The sequence below is a fragment of the Phreatobacter stygius genome (assembly GCF_005144885.1).
GTDB lineage: Bacteria > Pseudomonadota > Alphaproteobacteria > Rhizobiales > Phreatobacteraceae > Phreatobacter > Phreatobacter stygius.
In genome coordinates this window covers 2832780-2853162 of record NZ_CP039690.1, presented here as the reverse complement: position 1 = coordinate 2853162, position 20383 = coordinate 2832780, and the positions used below count along the sequence as shown (strand labels likewise).

The following is a 20383-nucleotide window of genomic DNA, read 5'->3' as shown; positions in this document are numbered from 1 at the left end:
GTCGGCGCCCGCTTCAGCCCTGGCTGATGCGCGCGGCCTTGACCGGATCGAACCACCAGGTGCCGGGTGCGCCGCGGCCGTAACGCGGCTTGGTCTCGGGGAAGCCGAACATGTCCCAATAGGCGATCTTGTGGACGCCCTGGTACCAGTTGGGCACCCAATAGCGGCCGGCCCGCAGCACCCGGTCGATCGCCTTGCAGGTCATCGTCAGCTCGGGCCGGCTTTTCGCCACCAGGGCCTTTTCGATCAAGGCGTCGAGCACCGGATCGGCAATGCCCGAGAGATTGTTCGAGCCGGGTTCGCGGCCACTGGCCGAACCGAAAAAGGTCCGCATGGATTCGCCGGGGGTCAGCGACAGCGAATAGCGCCGGATGGTCAGGTCGAAATCATAGTCCTTCAGGCGTGCCTGATATTGCGCGGAATCGACCCGCCGAATGTTCGCCTCGATGCCGAGCCGGCGCAGATTGGCGACAAAGGGCTGGGTATGGCGCTCGAGCGAATTGTCGAAATCGACAAATTCGATCGTCATCGGCTGGCCGCGCGGGTCGGTGAGTTTGTTGTCGCGCAGGCTAAAGCCCGCCTCGCGAAGCAGCGCGGTGGCCCGGCGCAAGAGGTTGCGATCCTGGCCGGAGCCATCGGAGACCGGCGGCGAATAGGGTTCGCCGAACACTTCCGCCGGCAGCTTGTCGCGGAACGGCTCGAGCAGCGCCAGTTCTTCCGCCGAGGGTGGGCCAACGGCCATCATCGGCGAATTCTGGAAGAACGAATGGGTCCGCTTATAGGTGTCGAACATGACGTTCTTGTTGGTCCATTCGAAATCGAAGGCGAGACCGATGGCCTCGCGCACTCTCGGGTCGCGGAATTTCTCGCGCCGCGTATTGATGAACCAGCCCTGGGCGCCTGATGGCGTCTCGTCGCGCAGCTCCTTGCGCATCACCCGGCCATCGCGCGCCGCCGGAAAATCATATTGGGTTGCCCAGGTGCGCGAGACGAACTCCTCGCGGAAGGTGTAGGTGCGGCTCTTGAAGGCCTCGAAACTGACGTCGCGGTCGCGGAAGAATTCCAGCCGGACGACGTCGAAATTGTTCTGGCCGACCGCGACCGGCAGCTTCTCGCCCCACCAATCCTTGACCCGCTCATATTCGATGAAGCGGCCCGGCTCGAAACGGCCGACCTTGTAGGCCGACGAGCCGAGCGGCAGCTCCATGGTCGAGGCCTCGAAATCGCGGGTTGCATGCCAGGCCTTCGACAGGATCGGCATGCCGGCAACCGTGAGCGGCAGATCACGCGAGCGACCTTGAGCAAAAGTCAGCTTGACCAGCTTTTCGCCCTCGGCCTCGGCGCCGGCAAGGTCGCGCAGGATCACCCGCAGGATCGGATGGCCCTTCTCCTTCAGCGTCATCATCGACCAGGCGACATCGGCCGCGGTGATCGGCGTGCCGTCATGGAATTTCGCAATGTCGCGCAGCACGAAGCGGTAGGTCTGGCCATCGGCCGAAATGCGGACGCGCTCGGCGACCAGGCCGTAAAGCGAATCGGGTTCGTCGCCGCCGCCCGACATCAGGCTCGCGAAGATGCCGTCGAGCTGCGGCGGCGCGTCGCCGCGCAGCACGAAGGTGTTCATGGTGTTGAAGGTGGTGGGGTTCTGGTTGAAACCCCAGCTCGCCGGGCTGTGGCTGAACACGCCGCCTTTCGGCGCCTGCGGATTGACGAAGTCGAAATGCTTGAAGTCCGGGCCATATTTCAGATCGCCAAAGGACGAGATGCCATGGGTCTCGCGTTCCGCGTCGGCGAGCACCTCGGGCGCCAGCAGGCCGGCGCCGGCACTTGCCGCGGCCAGGGTCAGGACAGTTCTGCGGGACGGGCGAAACATGGCGAACCTTCCGGGGTGGGCTGATCGGGCCAGCAGAGCACTGCGGCAAAGGGACGAAAATCAGGCAAATCAGCACGGTCGGCCTGATCCTGGCCCGAATCTCAGGCGATCGGCAACACGTTGGTGTGTTTCACCTGGGCCAGCGCGAAGCTCGATTCGATCGAGGCGACGCCGTCGAGGCGGGTCAGCTTGTCCTTGAGGAACTGCTCATAGGCCGGCAGGTCGGCGCAGACGACACGCAGGAGATAGTCGCGCTGGCCGGTCATCAGGTAGCATTCCATCACCTCTGGCCAGCGCGCCACCGCGCCGGCGAAGCGGTCGAGCTCCTCCTCGCGCTGGCGCTCGAGCTTGATCGAAATGAACACGCTGACCGGCAGGTCGACCGCCTTCTGGTCGACCATGGCGACATAACCCTTGATGATGCCGGCGGCCTCCAGGAGCTTGACCCGGCGCAAACAGGGCGTTGCCGACAGGCCGACCCGCTCGGCCAGCGCCTGATTGGTGATCCGGCCGTCGCGCTGCAGCTCGGCGAGGATGCGGCGATCGAGTTGGTCGAGGTGCATATTGGATAATTCGACTTCAAATGAACCCGGGCTTAGCGCTAACTGCCAAATGATGCTTCGTCCATGGCCAAATTTGGCAGGCATGACGCCCGCGCCTTTGGCAAGATCGCGCGATGCGCGCCACCTCAACAAGCGCGACCGAGGAATGCCATGACCGATCGCCGCCTGACCGCCTTGACCGCCCTTGAACAGAAGGTGCTGTGGCTCGCGTCCTGGACCATCCATCATGCCAATCACCTGCGCGACAGCCCTGACGGCATGAAGGTCGGCGGCCACCAGGCGTCTTCGGCGTCGCTCGCGACCATCATGACGGCGCTCTATTTTGCGGTGCTCAGGCCCGACGACCGGGTGGCGGTGAAGCCGCATGCCAGCCCGAATTTCCACGCCATCCAATATCTGTTCGGCAATCAGACGCGCGCCAAGCTGGAGAATTTCCGCGGCTACAAGGGCGCCCAGAGCTATCCCTCACGCACCAAGGATGGCGACGACGTCGATTTCTCGACCGGGTCGGTCGGCTTGGGCGTTGCCCAGACGCTGTTCTCCTCGCTGGTGCAAGACTATGTGAAGGCCCATGGCTGGGCCAGGAGCCAGGCGGAAGGCCGCATGGTGGCGCTGATCGGCGACGCCGAAATGGACGAGGGCAATATCTACGAGGCGCTGATCGAGGGCTGGAAGCATGGCCTGCGCAACACCTGGTGGGTGGTCGATTACAACCGGCAGAGCCTGGACGCGGTGATCCGCGAGGGCCTGTGGGAACGGTTCGAGGCGATGTTCCGCAATTTCGGCTGGGACGTGGTCATCCTGAAACATGGCAAGCTGCAGGAGGCGGCCTTCGCCGAACCCGGCGGCGAACGGCTCAGGGCCTGGATCGACACTTGCCCGAACCAGCTGTTTTCGGCCCTGTGCTTCCAGGGGGGAGCGGCCTGGCGCAAGCGGCTCACCGACGATATCGGCGACCAGGGCCCGGTGACCCGGTTGATCGACAAGCGCTCGGATGCCGAGCTCGCCCGGCTGATGACCAATCTCGGCGGCCATGACCTGGCGCTGCTGCTGGAGGCCTTCGAGCGGATCGACCATGACCGACCGGTCTGTTTCATCGCCTATACGATCAAGGGTTTCGGCCTGCCGCTGCAGGGCCACAAGGACAACCATGCCGGCCTGATGACATCAGGCCAGATGGACGCCCTGCGCGGCGCGATGAACGTCCGCACCGGCCACGAGTGGGACAGGTTCGAGGGGCTGACGGTGGCGCCGGCCGAGCTCGAAAGCTTCCTCGCCAAGGTTCCCTTCGCACGCAAGGGCGCCCGGCGCCTGACCGCGCCGAAAATTCCGGTGCCGGAGACGCTGGCCTGGCCGGCCCAGGCGGCGATGTCGACGCAGCAGGGTTTCGGCCTGATCCTCAACGAGATCGCCCGCTCGGATACGACCTTCGCCGACCGGATCGTCACCGCCTCGCCCGATGTCACGGTGTCGACCAATCTCGGCGCCTTCGTCAATCGCCGCGGCCTGTTCGCCCGCGAGTCGCTCGCCGATACGTTCAAGCAGGAGCGGATCCCCTCGACCTTCAACTGGGACTTCTCGCCCAAGGGCCAGCATATCGAGCTGGGTATTGCCGAGATGAACCTGTTCATCATGCTGTCGGCGCTCGGCCTGTCCCATTCGATCCACGGCGAAAGGCTGCTGCCGGTCGGCACGCTTTATGACCCGTTCATCCAGCGCGGCCTCGATGCGCTCAACTATGCCTGTTACCAGGATGCCCGTTTCATGCTGGTGGCGACACCGTCAGGCGTGACGCTGGCGCCCGAGGGCGGCGCCCACCAGTCGATCGCGACGCCGCTGATCGGCATTGCCCAGGACGGGCTCGCCGCCTTCGAGCCGGCTTTCGTCGACGAACTCGCAACCATCATGCAGTTCGGCTTCGACTATATGCAGCGCGACGGCGGCGATGATCCGGACGAGGCCAACTGGCTGCGCGACGAGACCGGCGGCTCGGTCTATCTGCGGTTGTCGACCCGCACGATCGACCAGCCGCAACGGGCCATGACGGCGGCGCTGCAACGCGACATCGTCAACGGCGCCTATTGGATGCGCCGGCCCGGCCCGAACTGCCAGGTGGTGATTGCCTATACCGGCACGGTGGCGCCGGAAGCGATCGCCGCCGCCGGGCTGCTGGCCGAAAGCCACCGGGACGTCGGCGTGCTGGCGATCACCTCGGCCGACCGGCTGAACGCCGGATGGACCGCCGCCGAACGGGCGCGCCAGCGCGGGATTGGCAATGCCACCAGTCATATCGAGCGGCTGATCCAGCCCCTGTCGCGCGAATGCGGTTTGGTGACCGTGATCGACGGCCACCCGGCCGCGCTTGCCTGGATCGGCTCGGTGCACGGCCACCGGCTGAAATCGCTCGGCGTCGAGCATTTCGGCCAGACCGGCACGGTCGGCGACCTCTATCGCCATTTCGGCATCGACACCAACGCCATCCTGCATGCGGCGCAGGCCGTGATCGCCGGGCGTCCGGTGCGCTATCTGGCGGCGCTGCCCTGACGGCCTGAACGGCATGATCGACGCAGGACGTGCCGCAGGACGTGCCGACGGCGGTCCGAGGCCTCAGCTGCGGCCGGCCCGGGCCGGCGGCAGTACCAGCTGCTCGCGCCGGCAGGCGCGCCGCTCGGCTTCCTCGCAGGCGGTGAAGTTCATGTCGCGGCCAATGCAGATGCGCACCTCGCGCAGCCGCTGGCTGTCGCATTGCACACTGATCATGTCGCGCGCCAGGCCCGGATTGACGCGCACGAAGGCGTCCTCGACCTCGTCGGGCGAGACGGTCTTGATCGCCGTGATGTTCTCGAATTCCTGCGGAATGCGGATCTTGGCGCGGGCTTGCCGGACCGTCTCGAAATAGGCGCTGGCCGAGCGCGCGCCCGAGCAGGTGCCGTGCTTGGCCCATTGCTGACGGACCAGCCCCGGCGCCGGCATGATGTCGAGCATGCCATTGACCACGCGCCGGTCGAGCTCGGGCGCCGGAACCTGGCAATATTCCGGGAAGCCGCGGGTGAATTGCGGCCAGAGGCCATGGACAACGAAGCTGAACGGCCGCTCGCCGGCGCATTGCATCGAACGGCTCGACCGTTCGCCCTGGGCCTCGCAGAAGGACGGCGACCAGGACAGCGCCAGGACGTAAAAATCGAACTCGCCCGGCGTCGCGCCGTGGCGCGCCTGGCCGAAGGCAGCGCCAGCCCCGGCCGAGACCAGCAAGGCACTGCCAAGGACGAGCGCGCGCAGACGCTTCGAGATCGCAACCGACATGATCAACCTCCCGTTGAACTGCCCGGAAGGCTAGTCAGCAAACGAGAACAAAGAAAGAACGTATTTTAGCGGATGCCTGGGCGAAGCCACGTCCGTCAGGGCCGCGCCATCCGGCAATTGGGCGCGAAACTCCAGCCGCGATCGAGGCCGCGCACGCACCATTCGACACCCCAGGTATAGCCGATGATGCTCTGGTCTTCCATGATGGCATAATCGACCGTGCGGACGCGGCCATCCGACAGGTGGGCGCGCGCCGAGCAATAGATGCGCGGAATATTGTTGCGGCCCCAGGGATTGATCGAGACCTGCCGGATGCGGTCGAAGCCGGCAATGGTCAGCGCCGAATTCCAGAACTGGCCTTCCTTTTCGGCGAAGCGCTGGCTCACGGTGGTCAGCGCCTGCGGATCGTCGCAGGGCAGCAGGACATTCTGGAAGCGCGGATCGCGGAAGATCAGCCCGCCTGGAATACCGTAACCGCTGGATCCGCCGCGAAATCCGCCGGTATCGGGGTCGATGCGGCTGGTGGTCAGCGTCGTGCCGCCGAGCCCGCGTGCCCTGTCCTGCCCGAGAGCCGCGCCGTTGAGCGCGATCGTCAATCCGGCGGCTGAAGCGAGAAGGGCAGGAATCCGCATGGCATGGCACTCCGAATAAGATTCGCTGGACGATTGATCGGCAGATCGGTCAGGTCAAGAGCCGGGCGGCCACAGGTCCGATCAAATCGCGCCGGTCAGCCCCCGGCCGGCCGGCGAATGCGGACATAGAGCGCGCCGGCGCCGCCATGGCCAATGGCCGCCTCTTCGAAACCGATCACCAGCGACCGCATTTCCGGCAAGGTCAGCCAATGCGGCACCATGCGGCGCAGCACGCCGCGGCCGGCGAACGGATCGGAACTCCAGTCCGCCGTGTCAAAGGCGGCCGTCCGTTTCGGCGCGCCCTTGCCGGTGATGACGATCACCACCCGGAAACCTTCGAGCTGGGCCCGGCGCAGAAAGGTCAGCAGCCGCCGATGCGCGGCCTCCTGGGTCAGGCCATGCAGGTCGAGCCTGGCGTCGACATCGGCCTGGCCACGCGTCAGGCGCTGGCGCAGGCGCTTTTCCAGCGGCGCGAGCGGCGGCGGCGCCGGCAGCGCGGCCTTGGCGATCCTGGTCGCGGCGACCGCCTTGGCCGCGGGCTCGGGCTTCTGGACGACGTCTTCGGCGGGTTCGGCCAGGAGGTCGGCGGCGCGTGCCGGATCGAGCGGCGTGACGCTGCGCGCCACATGCGACCACAACGTCCTGTCCTCGGCGGAGAGCTTCTTGCCGCGACGGCCGGTCATCGCGCCGGCCGCGGCAAGGGCACCGGCACATTGGCCGCCTCCGGCGACAGCGGCGCGGGCAGCAGAACATACCAGTCGGCCCGGTGGCGGATCCGCCCGGCGGTCGAGCCGGCCTCCGATCCCGTGCCGAGGAACAGGTCGCCGCGCGCCGGGCCGACGATCGCCGAACCGGTGTCCTGGGCGATCATCAGGCGGCGAAACGGCTCGCCCGATTCCGAAGATCCGGTCGGCAGCATGCTGTCGATGAACACCGGCGTGCCATAGGCATGGACATTGCGGTCGATGGCGATCGAGCGCCAATCGGTGATCGACACGCCCTGGCCGCCGATCGGCCCGTCCTCGGTGCCAAGCTCGCTCTTGACGCGGAAGAACACATAAGACCGGTTCTGCCAGCGCACGTCGCGCGCGGCCTCCGGGTTCTGGCCCATCCAGGTTCTGATGAAATCCATCGACATCTGCTCGCGGGTGGCGATGCCGCGTTCGACCAGAACCCGGCCAACCGGCACATAGCGGTGACCGTTATGCGCGGCATAGCCAATGCGCAATGTCGATCCGTCGGCAAAACGCAGGCGCGCCGAGCCCTGGATCTGGGTGAACAGGACATCGACGGGATCGCGCACCCAGGCGATCTCCAGTCCACGCCCGTCGAGCGCGCCGGCTTCGATCTCGCCGCGATCGAAATAGGGCAGGAAACGTCCCGCCACCCAGCGGCCGGCGCCACCGCGGGCATCGAAGCCGCCGGATGTCGCGCCGCGGCCATTGGCAAGGTCGCCGGGCCGGGCCAGGAAGGCGACGCCATATTCGGCGGAGCGCTCGCGCGCGGCCTGAACCTCCGGCTCGTAATAGCCGGTGAGGAAGCCGGCCGGATCGGTCATCTTGGCGATCCGGGCGGGGCGGAACTCGGCCTCGAAAAAGGCTTTTGCCGCGGCGCGGCTGACCGGGCTCGGCAGGTCGAGCGCGCGCGGACAGATCTCGCGCAGCGCAAACCAGATCGGCTGAGCCGCGCGCGGCGCCGAGCGCGCCCGCAAGATCTGGCGGCAGGAGGTGGCAAAGGGCTTGAAGGCGAGGTCGTGCCGGTCCTCGTCCCAGCCGGGAACCTCGGCGAATTTCGCCGCCTCGAGACGGGCATCGGAGAATATGAAGGGAAATCCCGAGGCGTGGGTTTCAAGCGCCGGAGGGACCAGCGGCAGTTCGGCTGCCTGCGGCGGCTCGGCGCCCGGATCAGCCGGTGCTGCGGGGGTTTCGGCGGCGGGCCCCGGCGGTTGCTGCGGGACGGCCGGTGCTTCGGGAGAACCGGGACCTGCTCCAGCCGGCGCCTGCGGCTGCAACAGAAGCAGGAGTTCGCTCGCAGCCAGGGCCGGCCGGCCGCAGGAGAGCAGTCCGGCCATCGCCAGGACCGCGAGGCCTCCGGCGCGGACCCTGCGGCTCGTCATCGAAGGCCTCCGTTGCGACGGGCGCGTTCAGCTGCCGGCTTCGGTCGCGATCAGGCGCCAGTTGGGATCGCGATCGGTGGCATTGCGCGCGAAGGTCCAGATGTCGGTGACATCGGTGACGCGATCGGGCGAACCATCGACCACGGCGCCGGACCGGTCGCGCGTCGCGGTGACCAGCTGGGAGACGAATTTCAAGGTGACCTGCGCCTGATCGCCGCGCATCTGAGCATCGGTGACCTCGGCCTTCTCGATGCCGACAAAGCGGGTCTCGACGGCCTCGCCGCGGGTCTCACGCTCCTTGATCGCCGTCTCGAAGCCCTCGAACACGTCCTTGGCGAGCAGATCACGCAAGGTGCGGCGGTCGCCGCCGGCAAAGGCCAGGACGATCATCTCATAGGCCGACTTGGCGCCGCCGACGAAACCGATGGCATCAAAAGACGGATCGCGGGCTGCGATCGCATCAAGTCCGCGGGCCACCGGCGAACCGGCGGTCGCGACATCACCCCATCGCGGCTCGGTCGGCTCGGCCTGGACCACCGGCGCGGGCGGCTGCTGGCCGTTGCGATTCGGCAAGGGCACGACATCGGCAGGCCCCTGACCCGGGCCGCGCTGGGCATCGCGATTCTTGTCGCCCGGCTGGAACGGATCGCGCTCCTGGCCGGTCTTCGTTCCGAGCACGCTACGCAAGCGGAAGAAGATGAACACCGCGAGGGCGAGGAAGACGATCGTATAGATATCCATGAGCCGACTTTCGGGGCGGAAACGAGGCGCGACAGAGCAGTCCAGTCGTGGACCATCGCACAGCCCGCACTCCACTGCACAAATAAGGCATTTTTCGCGGATCGCCAGATGGCCCCCCGCGTTTCGCCCGTAAACCCAATAAAACGGGCATGTTTCAATTTGACGCGGCGGCCGCGGCCGGGCGCGTTTCGTCATGCAGGTGGCAGGCGGCGAAATGGCCCTCGCTGGTGGCTTTGAGCACCGGTTCCTCTTGCCTGCAGCGGTCGAAGGCATAGGGGCAGCGGGTGTGGAAGCGGCAGCCCTTGGGCGGGTTGATCGGGCTCGGCACGTCGCCCTTCAGGATGATCCGGTCGCGCGCCGCGCCCGGGTCCGGCACCGGTACGGCTGACAGCAGCGCCTGGGTATAGGGGTGCTTCGGATCGGCGAAGATGCCGCGGCGTGGCGCGATCTCGACGATCTTGCCGAGATACATCACCGCCACCCGGTGGGTCATGTGCTCGACCACCGCCAGGTCGTGGCTGATGAACAGGAGCGCCAGGCCGAGCTCCTTCTGCAGGTCCTGCAGCAGGTTGACGATCTGCGCCTTGACCGAGACATCGAGCGCCGAGACCGCCTCGTCGCAGATGATCAGGTCGGGTTCGGCGGCGAGCGCCCGGGCGATGCCGATGCGCTGGCGCTGGCCGCCGGAGAATTCATGCGGCCAGCGGTTCACCGCGTCGCGCGGCAGCCTGACCGTATCCATCAGGTCGGCGATGCGGGCGTCGACCTCGGCGCGGTTCTTGGCGAGGCCGAAATTGGTGATCGGCTCGGCCAGGATGTCGCGCACCCTGAGACGCGGGTTGAGCGAGGAGAACGGGTCCTGGAACACCACCTGGACCCGCCGGCGCAATGGCCGGAGCGTGCCCGCCGACATGTCGTCGATGCGCTGGCCATCAAGCACCACCTGGCCCGAGGTGATCGGGAACAGCCTGAGGATGGCCTTGCCGACGGTCGACTTGCCGCAGCCCGATTCCCCCACCAGCGACAGGGTCTCGCCCTTGTCGATGGCAAAGGAGATGCCGTCGACGGCATAGACCTTGGCGGTGACACCGCCGAAAAAGCCTCCGGTGATCGGAAAATGCTTCTTCAGGTCATTCACTTCCAGAAGGGGCTGGTTCATGCGGCGACTGCCTCCTTGGGCGCGTGGTGGCAGGCGACGATGTGATGCGCGGCCTTGGCTTCGAGACCGGGCGCGACCGCCCGGCAGAGATCGGTGACCTTGGAGCAGCGGCCGGCGAAGACGCAGCCGGTAATCTTGCTCTTCAGGCTCGGCACCAGGCCGGGGATCTCGGCGAGCCGGGTGGCCGTGCCCTCGAGCGAGGAGCCGAGCTTGGGCACCGCCCCGAGCAGCCCTTGGGTATAGGGATGGCGCGGATTGCGGAACAGGTCGGTGACGGTCGCCTCCTCGACCTTGCGGCCGGCATACATGACCATGACCCGTTCGGCGACCTCGGCGACCACGCCGAGATCATGGGTGATCAGCACGATGGCCGCGCCGACCCGGTTCTTCAGATCGCGCATCAGGTCGAGGATCTGGGCCTGGATGGTGACGTCGAGCGCGGTGGTCGGTTCGTCGGCGATCAGGAGCTTGGGATTGCAGGCGAGCGCAATGGCGATCATGACGCGCTGGCGCATGCCGCCGGACAGCTGGTGCGGATATTCCGTCACCCGCCGCGCCGGTTCGGGAATGCCGACCAGAGTGAGCATCTCGATGGCCCGCTTCTCGGCCTCGTTCTTGTTGAGGCCCTGGTGCAGGCGCAGCGTCTCGCCGATCTGCTTGCCGACGGTGAGCACCGGATTGAGGCTCGTCATCGGCTCCTGGAAGATCATCGAGATGTCGTTGCCGCGGATCGCCCGCATCTCCTTCTCGCTGAGCGCCAGCAGGTCGGTCCCCTGAAACCGGATCGAGCCGGCGATGCGGCCCGGCGGATCCGGAATCAGCCGGAGCAGCGACATGGCGGTGACCGACTTGCCGCAGCCGGATTCGCCGACCACGGCGAGCGTCTCGCCGGCCTTGACGTAGAACGACACGCCGTCGACCGCGCGGTTGATGCCGTCGGGCGTCCGGAAATGGGTCTGGAGGTTGATGACCTCGAGCAAGGGCTCGGTGGTCGGATCGGTCGCGGTGGCAGTGGTCGTGCTGCCAGCGGTCATGGTGCCAGTGGTCATGGTGCTCAGTCCCCCTTGGCCATGCGGGGATCGAGCGCATCGCGCAGACCATCGCCGAGCAGATTTACCGCCAGCACCGTCAGCGACAGGAAGATCGCCGGGAACAGCACGATGTAGAACTTGACCTGCCAGAGCGCCCGGCCCTCGGCCATGATGTTGCCCCAGGACGGGATGATCGGCGGCGTACCGGCGCCGATGAACGACAGGATCGCCTCGGTGATCATGGCGCTGGCGCAGATATAGGTTGCCTGGACGATCAGCGGCGCCAGGGTGTTGGGCAGGATATGGCGCAGGATGATCATCGGCGCGCGGGTGCCGGCCGCCACCGCCGCGTCGACATAGGGCTGTTCGCGCAAGCTCAGCACGACACCACGCACCAGGCGCGACACGCGCGGGATCTCGGCAATGGTAATGGCGATGATGACATTGCCGACCGAGCCGCGGGTGAGCGCCATCAGCGCCACCGCCAGCAGGATCGGCGGGATCGACATGATGCCGTCCATCACCCGCATGACGATGCTGTCGGCGAGCCGGACGAAACCGGAGACGAGACCGACCAGCAAGCCGCCGGCGGAGGCGAGCAGGGCCACCGAGAAGCCGACGGTGAGCGACACCCGGGCGCCGTAGAGCACGCGCGAATAGATGTCGCGGCCGAGCATGTCGGTGCCGAACCAATAGAGCGCCGACGGCTCGCGGGTACGCCTGGAGGTGGCGATCGCGGTCGGATCGACCGTGCCGAGCCAGGGCGCAAACAGCGCCGCGATCAGCATCAGCAGCAGCAGCGCGCCGCCGAGCGCAATGGTCGGATAGCGCCTGAGGAAGCCGAGCACGCCGCGGCGCGGCTTGACGTCGGGCAGGATGTCCGGAAGCTCAGGGGCGACCGCGGTGCCGGCCGGAATATGGGGGACTGCATGTTCAATAGCGGATCCTCGGATCGACAAGCGTGTAGACGAGGTCGATCGCGAGATTGACCAGCACGTAGACGAAGGAAAACAGCAGCACCAGGCCCTGGATCACCGGATAGTCACGCCTGAGGATGGCATCGACGGTGAGCCGGCCGAGGCCGGGGATGGCAAAGACGCTCTCGGTGACCACGGCGCCGCCGATCAATAGCGCGATGCCGATGCCGATGACCGTGACGATCGGCACGGCGGCGTTCTTGAGCGCGTGGACGAACAGGATGCCGCCCTGGCTGACGCCCTTGGCGCGCGCGGTGCGGACATAGTCCTGCTGCAGCACTTCCAGCATGGTCGCCCGGGTGATGCGGGCGATCAGCGCGATATAGACGCAGCCGAGCGCAATCGATGGCAGGATGAGATTCTCAAACCACGGCCACAGCCCTTGCGCGATCGGCGTATAACCCTGGACCGGCAGCCATTCGAGCTCGAGCGCAAAAAAGTAGGCCAGGAGATAACCGACCACGAAGACCGGCACCGAGAAGCCGAACACGGCAAAGGCCATGATCGCACGGTCGATCCAGGTGCCGACCTGCCAGGCGGCCATGACGCCCAGCGGCACCGCGATCGACACCGCCAGAATCAGCGTGACGATCATCAATGACAGCGTCGGCTCGATCCGCTGCGCGATCAGCGCGGTCACCGGCAGGCCGGTGAAGATCGACGTGCCGAGATCGAAGTGGACGAGTTTCCAGACCCATTCGCCGAACTGGACCAGGAACGGCCGGTCGAGACCGAGGCTCTGGCGGATCTTCTCGACATCGGCCGGCGAGGCCTGGTCGCCGGCAATCACCGCCGCCGGATCACCCGGCGCGATATAAAGCAGCGAGAAGACGAAGAGCGCGACCACCGCCATTACGGGGATCGTCGCCAGAATACGCCGCGAGATGTAAACGAACATCAGGACCGTCTTTTCATGAAACGCCCGGAGCATGGCGGATCAAGATCCGCCATGTGCGAGCTGGTGCCGATCAGCAGCCTATGCTGATCGGCAGGCTTATGCGATCAGCTCTTGGAGACACCCCAAAAGAATGGCAGTGGGCCCTTGACGATGCCGCTGACATTGCTGCGCCAGGCGGTGTAGCCAAGGAAGAAGCCCGGCGGCACGAAGACGACATTGTCCAGCGCGGCCTTGTTGAGAGCGCGCATCGCCACCTTCTCCTCATCGATATTCTTGGCGTCGAACCAGTTCGTCACCTGCTGTTCGACGGCCGGGATGTTGGGCCAGCCGAACCAGGCGCCGTCGCCATTGGCCCGAATGGCGGTATAGCTCGCCGGATTGATGCAGTCGGCACCGGCGTGCCAGGAGAAGAAGATGTTCCAGCCGCCCTGGGCCGGCGGCGCCTTGACGGCGCGGCGCTGGCCGGTGGTGCCCCAGTCGGTCGCGACGAAATCGACATTCATGCCGAGCTTCTTCAGGAGATCGGCGGCGACGTCGCCTTGGGCCTTGGTGATCGGCTGGTCCTGCGCCACCACCATGGTGATCGGCTGGCCGGAATAACCGCTTTCGGCGAGCAGCTTCTTGGCGCCCTCGATGTCGCGCGGGCCTTTCAGAATCTCGCCGCCTTCTTCGTTGTAGAGCGGCGTGCCGGGGGTGAAGTAGCCCGGCAGCGGTTTCCACAGATTGTCGTCCGAGCCGACAATGGCGCGCATGAAATCCTCCTGGTTCAAGGCCATGAGCAGCGCGCGGCGCGCCCTGACGTCATTGAACGGCGGATGCAGGTGGTTCAGGCGGAAGGCGCCGATATTGCCCAGGGGGTCGCCAATATCGACCCGGATATTGCGGTTGCGCTTGAGCACCGGCACGAGGTCGGCGATCGGGTTCTCCCACCAGTCGACCTCGCCGTTCTGCAGCGCGGCGGAAGCGGTGGCCGGATCCGGCATGATCAGCCATTCGATGCGGTCGACCAGCATCTTCTTGCCGCCGGCGAGCCAGGAGGCGGGCTCCGAACGCGGCACATAGTCGGCGAAACGCTCGAACACCGCCTTGGCGCCGGGAACCCAGTCGCCGCGGACAAATTTCATCGGACCGGAGCCGATATATTCGCTGATCTGGGTGAACGGGTCGGTCTTGGCGATGCGCTCGGGCATGATGAAGGTGCAGGGCGCATTGTTCTTGCCCAGCGCCAGCAGCATTTTCGGATAGGGCTTCTTCAGCTTCCAGCGGAACGTCGTGTCGTCGACCGCGACCAGTTCCTCCTGGATCGCCTTGAGCATCAGGCCCATCGGATCGCGTGCCGACCAGCGGGCGAGACTCGCCACGCAGTCGCGGGCGAGCACCGGCGTGCCGTCATGGAATTTCAGGCCGGAGCGCAGCTTGAAGGTCCAGGTCAGGCCGTCGGCGGAGACCTCCTCCGATTCGGCCATCTGGCGCTGCGGCACCAGCTTGTCGTCGACGCCATAGAGCGTGTCCCAGACCATGGCCGCGGCGTTGCGGACGACATATTGGGTGCCCCAGATGGGGTCGAAATTGGCCAGATTGGCCTGTGGCACGAAGCGCAGCGTCTTGGCCGCCACGCCCTGGCTCAACGCCGGCGCCGACAGACCGCTCGCGGCAAGCGCGCTCATGCCGGCCCCGGCCTTGATGAAGTCTCTGCGATCCATAATCCATTCTCCCCTGGAACTGCGCGCCGTCGACGTCCCGCTCTGCCTAAGGCCTGGGCTGTTGCCGCCCTTTGAAGAGGCCTTTCGGACCATTCCGACCTTGGCCGGACGGTCCACGGTAACGCTTGGCAAAGCCCGTGCCATAAGGGGTTTTCCGGATGCTGTTGATGGAGTGGTGGTGGTTTCACCTTCCGTGGAACGGCATCCAGCAATGAATTTCTGCAAAACAGCAGCCACGCGGAATGACCAACGGCGTACCGTGCCTGTGATTTAGGCTGCCCATTCCCTGGCCTGCTCCCATCAAAGTCACACCGCGGTCGTGACGGCGGCGCGGCCGCGCCGACAGCAAGGGAGCTATGCCATGCGGATTAGTGCGCTAATCGCCCTGATGTCAGAATATCGCACTTGACAGACCGGGTCGGTGGCGCGAGGAGATGGGCCTGAGGAAGCGCCAACCGTTAAGAAGGATGGACCATGGCGACATTCATGTCCCTGTCCGACGCCATCGCCGCCAATGTTCGCGACGGCGACACCATCGCCATGGAAGGCTTCACCCATCTCATCCCCTATGCGGCCGGCCACGAGGTGATCCGGCAGAAGCGCCAGGATCTGACCCTGATCCGGATGACCCCGGACATTCTCTACGATCAGCTGATCGGCATGGGCCAGGTGAAGAAGCTGGTGTTCTCCTGGGCCGGCAATCCGGGCGTCGGTTCGCTGCACCGGATGCGCGAGGCGGTCGAGAGCGGCTGGCCACGCAAGCTCGAGATCGAGGAACATTCCCACGCCGCCATGGCCAATGCCTTCGAGGCGGGGGCTGCCAACCTGCCCTTCGCGGTGTTCCGCGGCTACAAGGGCGTCGACCTGCCCAAGGTCAATCCGCGGATCAAATCGGTGACCTGTCCCTATACCGGCGAGGTGCTGGCGACCGTGCCGGCGGTGCGCCCCGATGTCTCGATCATTCACGCGCTGCGGGCCGACCGCGAAGGCAATGTGCTGCTCGAAGGCATTGTCGGCGTGCAGAAGGAGGCGGTGCTGGCGGCCAAGCGCTCGGTGATCACGGTCGAGGAGATCGTCGACGATTTCGGCCCGCGCAACGCCAATGCGGTGATCCTGCCGTCCTGGACGGTCGGCGCGGTGGTCAAGGTGCCGGGCGGCGCGCACCCGTCTTATGCCCAGGGCTATTACAAACGCGACAATGCCTTCTACATCGCCTGGGACGCGATCGCCCGCGACCGCGCGACCTTCCTGAAATGGATGGAGGAGAACGTCATGTCCAAGGGGCCGGAGGCTTTCGCCGCCCACGCCCGGCGCTTCGCCGTCGCGGCCGCGTGAAGGAGCCGATCATGACCGATTACACCCCCACCGAAATCATGACGATCGGCGCGGCGCGCCTGCTCGGCAATGACGATGTCTGCTTCGTCGGCATCGGCGCGCCGTCGGCCGCCTGCAATCTCGCCCGCCTGACCCATGCCCCGAAGATCACGCTGATCTACGAATCCGGAACCCTGTCGACCCGGCCGACCGTGCTGCCCTTGTCGATCGGCGACGGCGAATTGTGCGATACCGCGCTGACCACCGTACCGGTGCCGGAAATGTTCCGTTACTGGCTGCAGGGCGGCCGGATCACCGTCGGTTTCCTCGGCGGCGCCCAGATCGACCGCTTCGCCAATCTGAACACCACGGTGGTCGGTCCCTACGACAATCCCAGGGTTCGCCTGCCCGGCGGCGGCGGCGCGCCGGAAATCGCCATCCATTGCGGCCAGATCTTCATCATCATGGCGATGGGCCAGCGCGCCTTCATGGACAAGCTGCCGTTCATTACCTCGCTCGGCCACGGCACCGGCAAGGGCTCGCGCGAGGCCCTGGGGGTCAAGACCAAGGGTCCGACCCAGCTGATCACCGATCTCTGCATCTTCGAGCCGGACGCGGCGACCAGCGAATTGACCGTCACCACGATCCATCCGGGCGTGACGCGCGAGCAGATCCAGGCCAATTGCGGCTGGCCGGTGAAATATGCTGAAAACGTCCGCGAGACGCCTGCGCCGACCGAGACCGAGCTCAACGTTCTGCGCGACCTGCACGCCCGCACCAAGGCAGCGCACGCGGCCTGAGGCAAAAAACACCGAGGTTCTCGAGAGGAAACGACCATGGCCGATGTCTTCATCTGCGACGCCGTGCGCACCCCGATCGGCCGCTACGGCGGCGCGCTGGCCAAGGTCCGCGCCGATGACCTCGCGGCGGTGCCGCTGAAGGCGCTGATTGCCCGGCACCCGGCGATCCGGGAGGCCATCGACGAGGTGATCTTCGGCTGCGCCAACCAGGCCGGCGAGGACAACCGCAATGTCGCGCGCATGGCGACGCTGCTGTCGGGCCTGCCCGACACGACCCCGGCACTGACCGTCAACCGGCTCTGTGCCTCCGGTCTCGACGCGGTCGGCGCGGCTGCCCGGGCGGTCAAGGCCGGCGACATCGACCTCGCCATTGCCGGCGGCGTCGAGAGCATGACGCGCGCGCCCTTCGTCATGGGCAAATCGGCCGAGCCGTTCCAGCGCACCTCGGAGATTTTCGACACGACGATCGGCTGGCGCTTCATCAACCCCCTGATGAAGGCGCAATATGGCGTCGATTCCATGCCGGAGACCGGCGAGAACGTCGCCGAGGAGTTCCAGGTGTCACGCGAGGCGCAGGATGCCTTCGCGCTGCGCTCCCAGCACCGCGCCGGCCGGGCGATCGCATCCGGCTATTTCGCCGAAGAGATCGTGCCGGTCGAGATCGCCGGCGGCAAGGCCGGCCCCGTCATCGTCGACAAGGACGAACATCCGCGCCCCGAGACGACGGCCGAGGGCCTGGCCAAGCTGAAGGCCTTCGTGCGCCAGCCGGGCACGGTGACCGCCGGCAACGCCTCCGGGGTCAATGACGGCGCGGCCGCGATGATCATCGCCTCGGCAGCGGCGGTCCGGAAATACGGCCTGACGCCGCGCGCCCGCATTCTCGGCCTTGCCTCCGCCGGCGTGCCGCCGCGGATCATGGGCATCGGCCCGATCCCGGCGGTGAAGAAGCTGGTCGAGCGGCTCGGCATCAAGGTCTCGGATTTCGACGTGATCGAATTGAACGAGGCCTTCGCCAGCCAGGGCATCGCGGTGCTGCGCGGCATCGGCGTGCCCGAGGACGCCGACCATGTGAACCCGAATGGCGGCGCCATCGCGCTCGGCCATCCGCTCGGCATGTCGGGGGCCAGGATCGCGGCGACCGCCGTGCACCAGCTGGAAAAGACCGGTGGACGCTACGGCCTCGCCACCATGTGCGTGGGTGTCGGCCAGGGCGTGGCGCTGGCGGTCGAGCGGGTCAGCTGAACCGGCCAGACCGAATTCCGATTGGCCGGGTGAACCACCCGGCAAGACCTCGAGGAAGCCACAAGGGAGCGAGACGATGACGTTGGAATTTCCACGCAAGTCGACGCTGGCGCATCCGCCGAGCCTGCATCCGAGCTATACCAGCACGGTTTTGCGCGCGCCGAAGAAGCCGTTGATCATCGTGCCGCATACGCTGTCCGAGCTGACCGGCCCGGTCTATGGCCACGACAAGGTCACCGAGACCGACAGCGACCTGACCCGCCAGCATGACGGTGAGCCGCAAGGCGAACGCATCATCGTCACCGGCCGGGTGCTCGACGAGGACGGCCGGCCGGTGCCGAACGCCCTGGTCGAGCTCTGGCAGGCCAATGCGGCCGGCCGTTATGTCCATAGCCGCGACCAGCATCCGGCGCCGCTCGATCCGAACTTCACCGGCGCCGGCCGTTATGTCACCGGCGAGGACGGCCGCTACCGCTTCACCACGGTGAAGCCCGGGGCCTATCCGTGGCGCAACCACCACAATGCCTGGCGGCCGGCCCATATCCATTTCTCGGTGTTCGGCCCGTCCTTCCTGTCGCGGCTGGTCACCCAGATGTATTTCCCCGGCGACCCGCTGTTTCCGTTCGATCCGATCTTCAACGGCATTCACGATGCGAAGGCCCGCGAACGGCTGATTTCCCGCTTCGACCTCGACACCACCGTGCCGGAATGGGCGCTGGGTTATCAGTTCGACATCGTCCTGCGCGGCCGTGAGGCCACTCCGATGGAAGAGCCCCATGAGCACTGACCGGCCGGACGGCATCTCACCCTCGCAGACGGTCGGGCCGTTCTTCCATTATGGCCTGACGCCCGGCAGCGCCTATCCAAAGGTGCCCGTCACGGTCGACGGCCAGGTCGCGGCGCAGGGCACGCCGGGCGAACGGATCGTCGTCACCGGCCGCGTTTTCGACGGCGAAGGCACGCCGGTGCCGGATGCCATGATCGAGATCTGGCAGGCCGACGCCGAGGGCCGCTACGCCCATCCGGCCGATGGCCGGGCGCGCGCCAGCAACAGTTTCATGGGTTTCGGACGGTCCGACACGCTGGCCGACGGCACCTATCGGTTCGAGACGATCAAGCCCGGCCGCACGCCCGGCCTGAACGGCGGCGAACAGGCGCCGCACTTGCTTGTGGCGGTGTTCGGCCGCGGCATGCTGAAGCACCTCTATACCCGGATCTATTTCGACGGCGAGCCGTCGAACGCGACCGACGCGATCCTCAACCTGGTGCCGTCCGACCGGCGCCAGACCTTGATCGCCAGGCGCGAAGGCTCGACCTACCGGCTCGACATCCGCCTGCAGGGCGACGGCGAGACGGTGTTCTTCGAAATCTGAAGAGCCCGTCCGCTCAGCCGCGGGCGGCAACCGCCAGGGCGGCGCCCGCCATCACCGCGCCGGTGCCGCGATTGACCAGCTTCATCGCCCTGGGGCTCGCGATGAACCGGCGGGCGCGGGCAGCGGCGAGCGCATAGGTCCACATCGCCACCGACAGGATCAGCATCATCACCGCCGAGAGCTCGACCGCCATCAGCGGGCTGATCGCCGCGAGATCGACCACCAGCGGCAGGATCGAGACGAAGAACACCATGACCTTGGCATTGCCCATGGTCAGCGCCAGGCCGCCGAGAAACAGCCTGAAGCCTTCACCGCGGGCCTGTTCGGCGGCCTCGGGCGCCTCGGCCGGGGCGGTCCACAGCTTGTAGGCGAGATAGAGCAGGTAAGCCGCGCCGGCATATTTGATGACCAGGAACAGCGCGTGGAAATTCTGCGCCAGTGCCGCAAGCCCAAGGACGACGAGCGCGAACCAGACGAGGTCGCCGGCGACAATGCCCCAGATGAACGGCGCGGTCCGCCGCAAGCCGGTGCCCAGCACCCGCGCGACGACCGCGGCGACCGCCGGCCCCGGCGAAAAGGTCGCCATGGCATAGACGCCGCAAAACAACAGAAAGCCTGAGAGATCCATGATCTTGCCCCGAGCCGAGGGCGGCCATCA

The 20383-nt window shown here is 66.5% G+C and carries 19 protein-coding genes; 6 read left to right on the top strand and 13 right to left on the bottom strand.

Annotated features, from left to right (window positions below):
* Positions 1 to 13: 13 nt before the first annotated feature.
* Positions 14 to 1873: an extracellular solute-binding protein gene (locus E8M01_RS13190; protein ID WP_136960538.1), complete on the bottom strand. Its 1860-nt coding sequence runs from the start codon at positions 1871 to 1873 to the stop codon at positions 14 to 16.
* A gap of 101 nt (positions 1874 to 1974) precedes the next feature.
* Positions 1975 to 2436 (bottom strand): Lrp/AsnC family transcriptional regulator, encoded by a 462-nt coding sequence (locus E8M01_RS13185; protein WP_136960537.1) that lies wholly within the window; start codon positions 2434 to 2436, stop codon positions 1975 to 1977.
* Between the two features lie 150 nt (positions 2437 to 2586).
* On the opposite strand from E8M01_RS13185, the gene E8M01_RS13180 reads away from it, so the two are divergent.
* Positions 2587 to 4980 carry a transketolase-like TK C-terminal-containing protein gene (locus tag E8M01_RS13180; RefSeq protein WP_136960536.1) on the top strand — a complete coding sequence of 798 codons (2394 nt, stop codon included), beginning with the start codon at positions 2587 to 2589 and terminating at the stop codon, positions 4978 to 4980.
* Positions 4981 to 5043: 63 nt separating this feature from the next.
* Here E8M01_RS13180 and E8M01_RS13175 read toward each other — a convergent pair whose 3' ends face one another.
* The 10 genes from E8M01_RS13175 to E8M01_RS13130 form a co-directional block, all read right to left on the bottom strand.
* Positions 5044 to 5739, bottom strand: coding sequence for a ribonuclease T2 family protein (locus tag E8M01_RS13175; protein ID WP_136960535.1), 696 nt, complete (start codon positions 5737 to 5739; stop codon positions 5044 to 5046).
* A gap of 95 nt (positions 5740 to 5834) precedes the next feature.
* Positions 5835 to 6371 (bottom strand): hypothetical protein, encoded by a 537-nt coding sequence (locus tag E8M01_RS13170; RefSeq protein ID WP_136960534.1) that lies wholly within the window; start codon positions 6369 to 6371, stop codon positions 5835 to 5837.
* Between the two features lie 95 nt (positions 6372 to 6466).
* On the bottom strand, positions 6467 to 7054 hold the full coding sequence (locus E8M01_RS13165) for a Smr/MutS family protein (protein WP_136960533.1): 588 nt from the start codon (positions 7052 to 7054) through the stop codon (positions 6467 to 6469).
* Complete coding sequence (gene mltA, locus E8M01_RS13160) at positions 7051 to 8487, bottom strand: murein transglycosylase A (protein ID WP_136960532.1); 1437 nt, start codon at positions 8485 to 8487, stop codon at positions 7051 to 7053. The genes E8M01_RS13165 and mltA overlap by 4 nt, the downstream gene beginning before the upstream one ends.
* 27 nt (positions 8488 to 8514) lie before the next feature.
* Positions 8515 to 9228 carry a Tim44/TimA family putative adaptor protein gene (locus E8M01_RS13155; protein ID WP_136960531.1) on the bottom strand — a complete coding sequence of 238 codons (714 nt, stop codon included), beginning with the start codon at positions 9226 to 9228 and terminating at the stop codon, positions 8515 to 8517.
* A 154-nt stretch (positions 9229 to 9382) separates the two neighbouring features.
* On the bottom strand, positions 9383 to 10387 hold the full coding sequence (locus E8M01_RS13150) for an ABC transporter ATP-binding protein (protein ID WP_136960530.1): 1005 nt from the start codon (positions 10385 to 10387) through the stop codon (positions 9383 to 9385).
* Positions 10384 to 11421, bottom strand: coding sequence for an ABC transporter ATP-binding protein (locus tag E8M01_RS13145; protein WP_136964608.1), 1038 nt, complete (start codon positions 11419 to 11421; stop codon positions 10384 to 10386). Before E8M01_RS13145 ends, E8M01_RS13150 begins: the two co-directional genes overlap by 4 nt.
* Before the next feature lie 20 nt (positions 11422 to 11441).
* The gene (locus E8M01_RS13140; protein WP_246088714.1) at positions 11442 to 12377 is read right to left on the bottom strand and encodes an ABC transporter permease; all 936 of its coding nucleotides are present in this window, start codon (positions 12375 to 12377) and stop codon (positions 11442 to 11444) included.
* Positions 12352 to 13293 (bottom strand): ABC transporter permease, encoded by a 942-nt coding sequence (locus E8M01_RS13135; protein WP_136960529.1) that lies wholly within the window; start codon positions 13291 to 13293, stop codon positions 12352 to 12354. Before E8M01_RS13135 ends, E8M01_RS13140 begins: the two co-directional genes overlap by 26 nt.
* Before the next feature lie 104 nt (positions 13294 to 13397).
* Positions 13398 to 14996, bottom strand: a complete 1599-nt coding sequence (locus E8M01_RS13130; RefSeq protein WP_136960528.1) for an ABC transporter substrate-binding protein — start codon at positions 14994 to 14996, stop codon at positions 13398 to 13400.
* Positions 14997 to 15470: 474 nt separating this feature from the next.
* Between E8M01_RS13130 and E8M01_RS13125 the strand changes: the two genes are divergently transcribed.
* The 5 genes from E8M01_RS13125 to pcaG all read left to right on the top strand — a co-directional run bounded on the left by E8M01_RS13125 (position 15471) and on the right by pcaG (position 19725).
* Positions 15471 to 16331, top strand: coding sequence for a CoA transferase subunit A (locus E8M01_RS13125; protein ID WP_136960527.1), 861 nt, complete (start codon positions 15471 to 15473; stop codon positions 16329 to 16331).
* A gap of 11 nt (positions 16332 to 16342) precedes the next feature.
* Positions 16343 to 17110 (top strand): CoA-transferase subunit beta, encoded by a 768-nt coding sequence (locus tag E8M01_RS13120; RefSeq protein ID WP_136960526.1) that lies wholly within the window; start codon positions 16343 to 16345, stop codon positions 17108 to 17110.
* A 36-nt stretch (positions 17111 to 17146) separates the two neighbouring features.
* Positions 17147 to 18352, top strand: a complete 1206-nt coding sequence (gene pcaF / locus E8M01_RS13115; protein WP_136960525.1) for a 3-oxoadipyl-CoA thiolase — start codon at positions 17147 to 17149, stop codon at positions 18350 to 18352.
* A gap of 76 nt (positions 18353 to 18428) precedes the next feature.
* Positions 18429 to 19139: a protocatechuate 3,4-dioxygenase subunit beta gene (gene pcaH, locus E8M01_RS13110; RefSeq protein ID WP_136960524.1), complete on the top strand. Its 711-nt coding sequence runs from the start codon at positions 18429 to 18431 to the stop codon at positions 19137 to 19139.
* Positions 19129 to 19725 (top strand): protocatechuate 3,4-dioxygenase subunit alpha, encoded by a 597-nt coding sequence (pcaG, locus tag E8M01_RS13105; protein WP_136960523.1) that lies wholly within the window; start codon positions 19129 to 19131, stop codon positions 19723 to 19725. The genes pcaH and pcaG overlap by 11 nt, the downstream gene beginning before the upstream one ends.
* A 13-nt stretch (positions 19726 to 19738) precedes the next feature.
* Here the strand turns inward: pcaG and E8M01_RS13100 are convergent, their stop codons facing one another.
* Positions 19739 to 20353, bottom strand: coding sequence for a LysE family translocator (locus E8M01_RS13100; protein WP_136960522.1), 615 nt, complete (start codon positions 20351 to 20353; stop codon positions 19739 to 19741).
* Between the last annotated feature and the right edge of the window lie 30 nt (positions 20354 to 20383).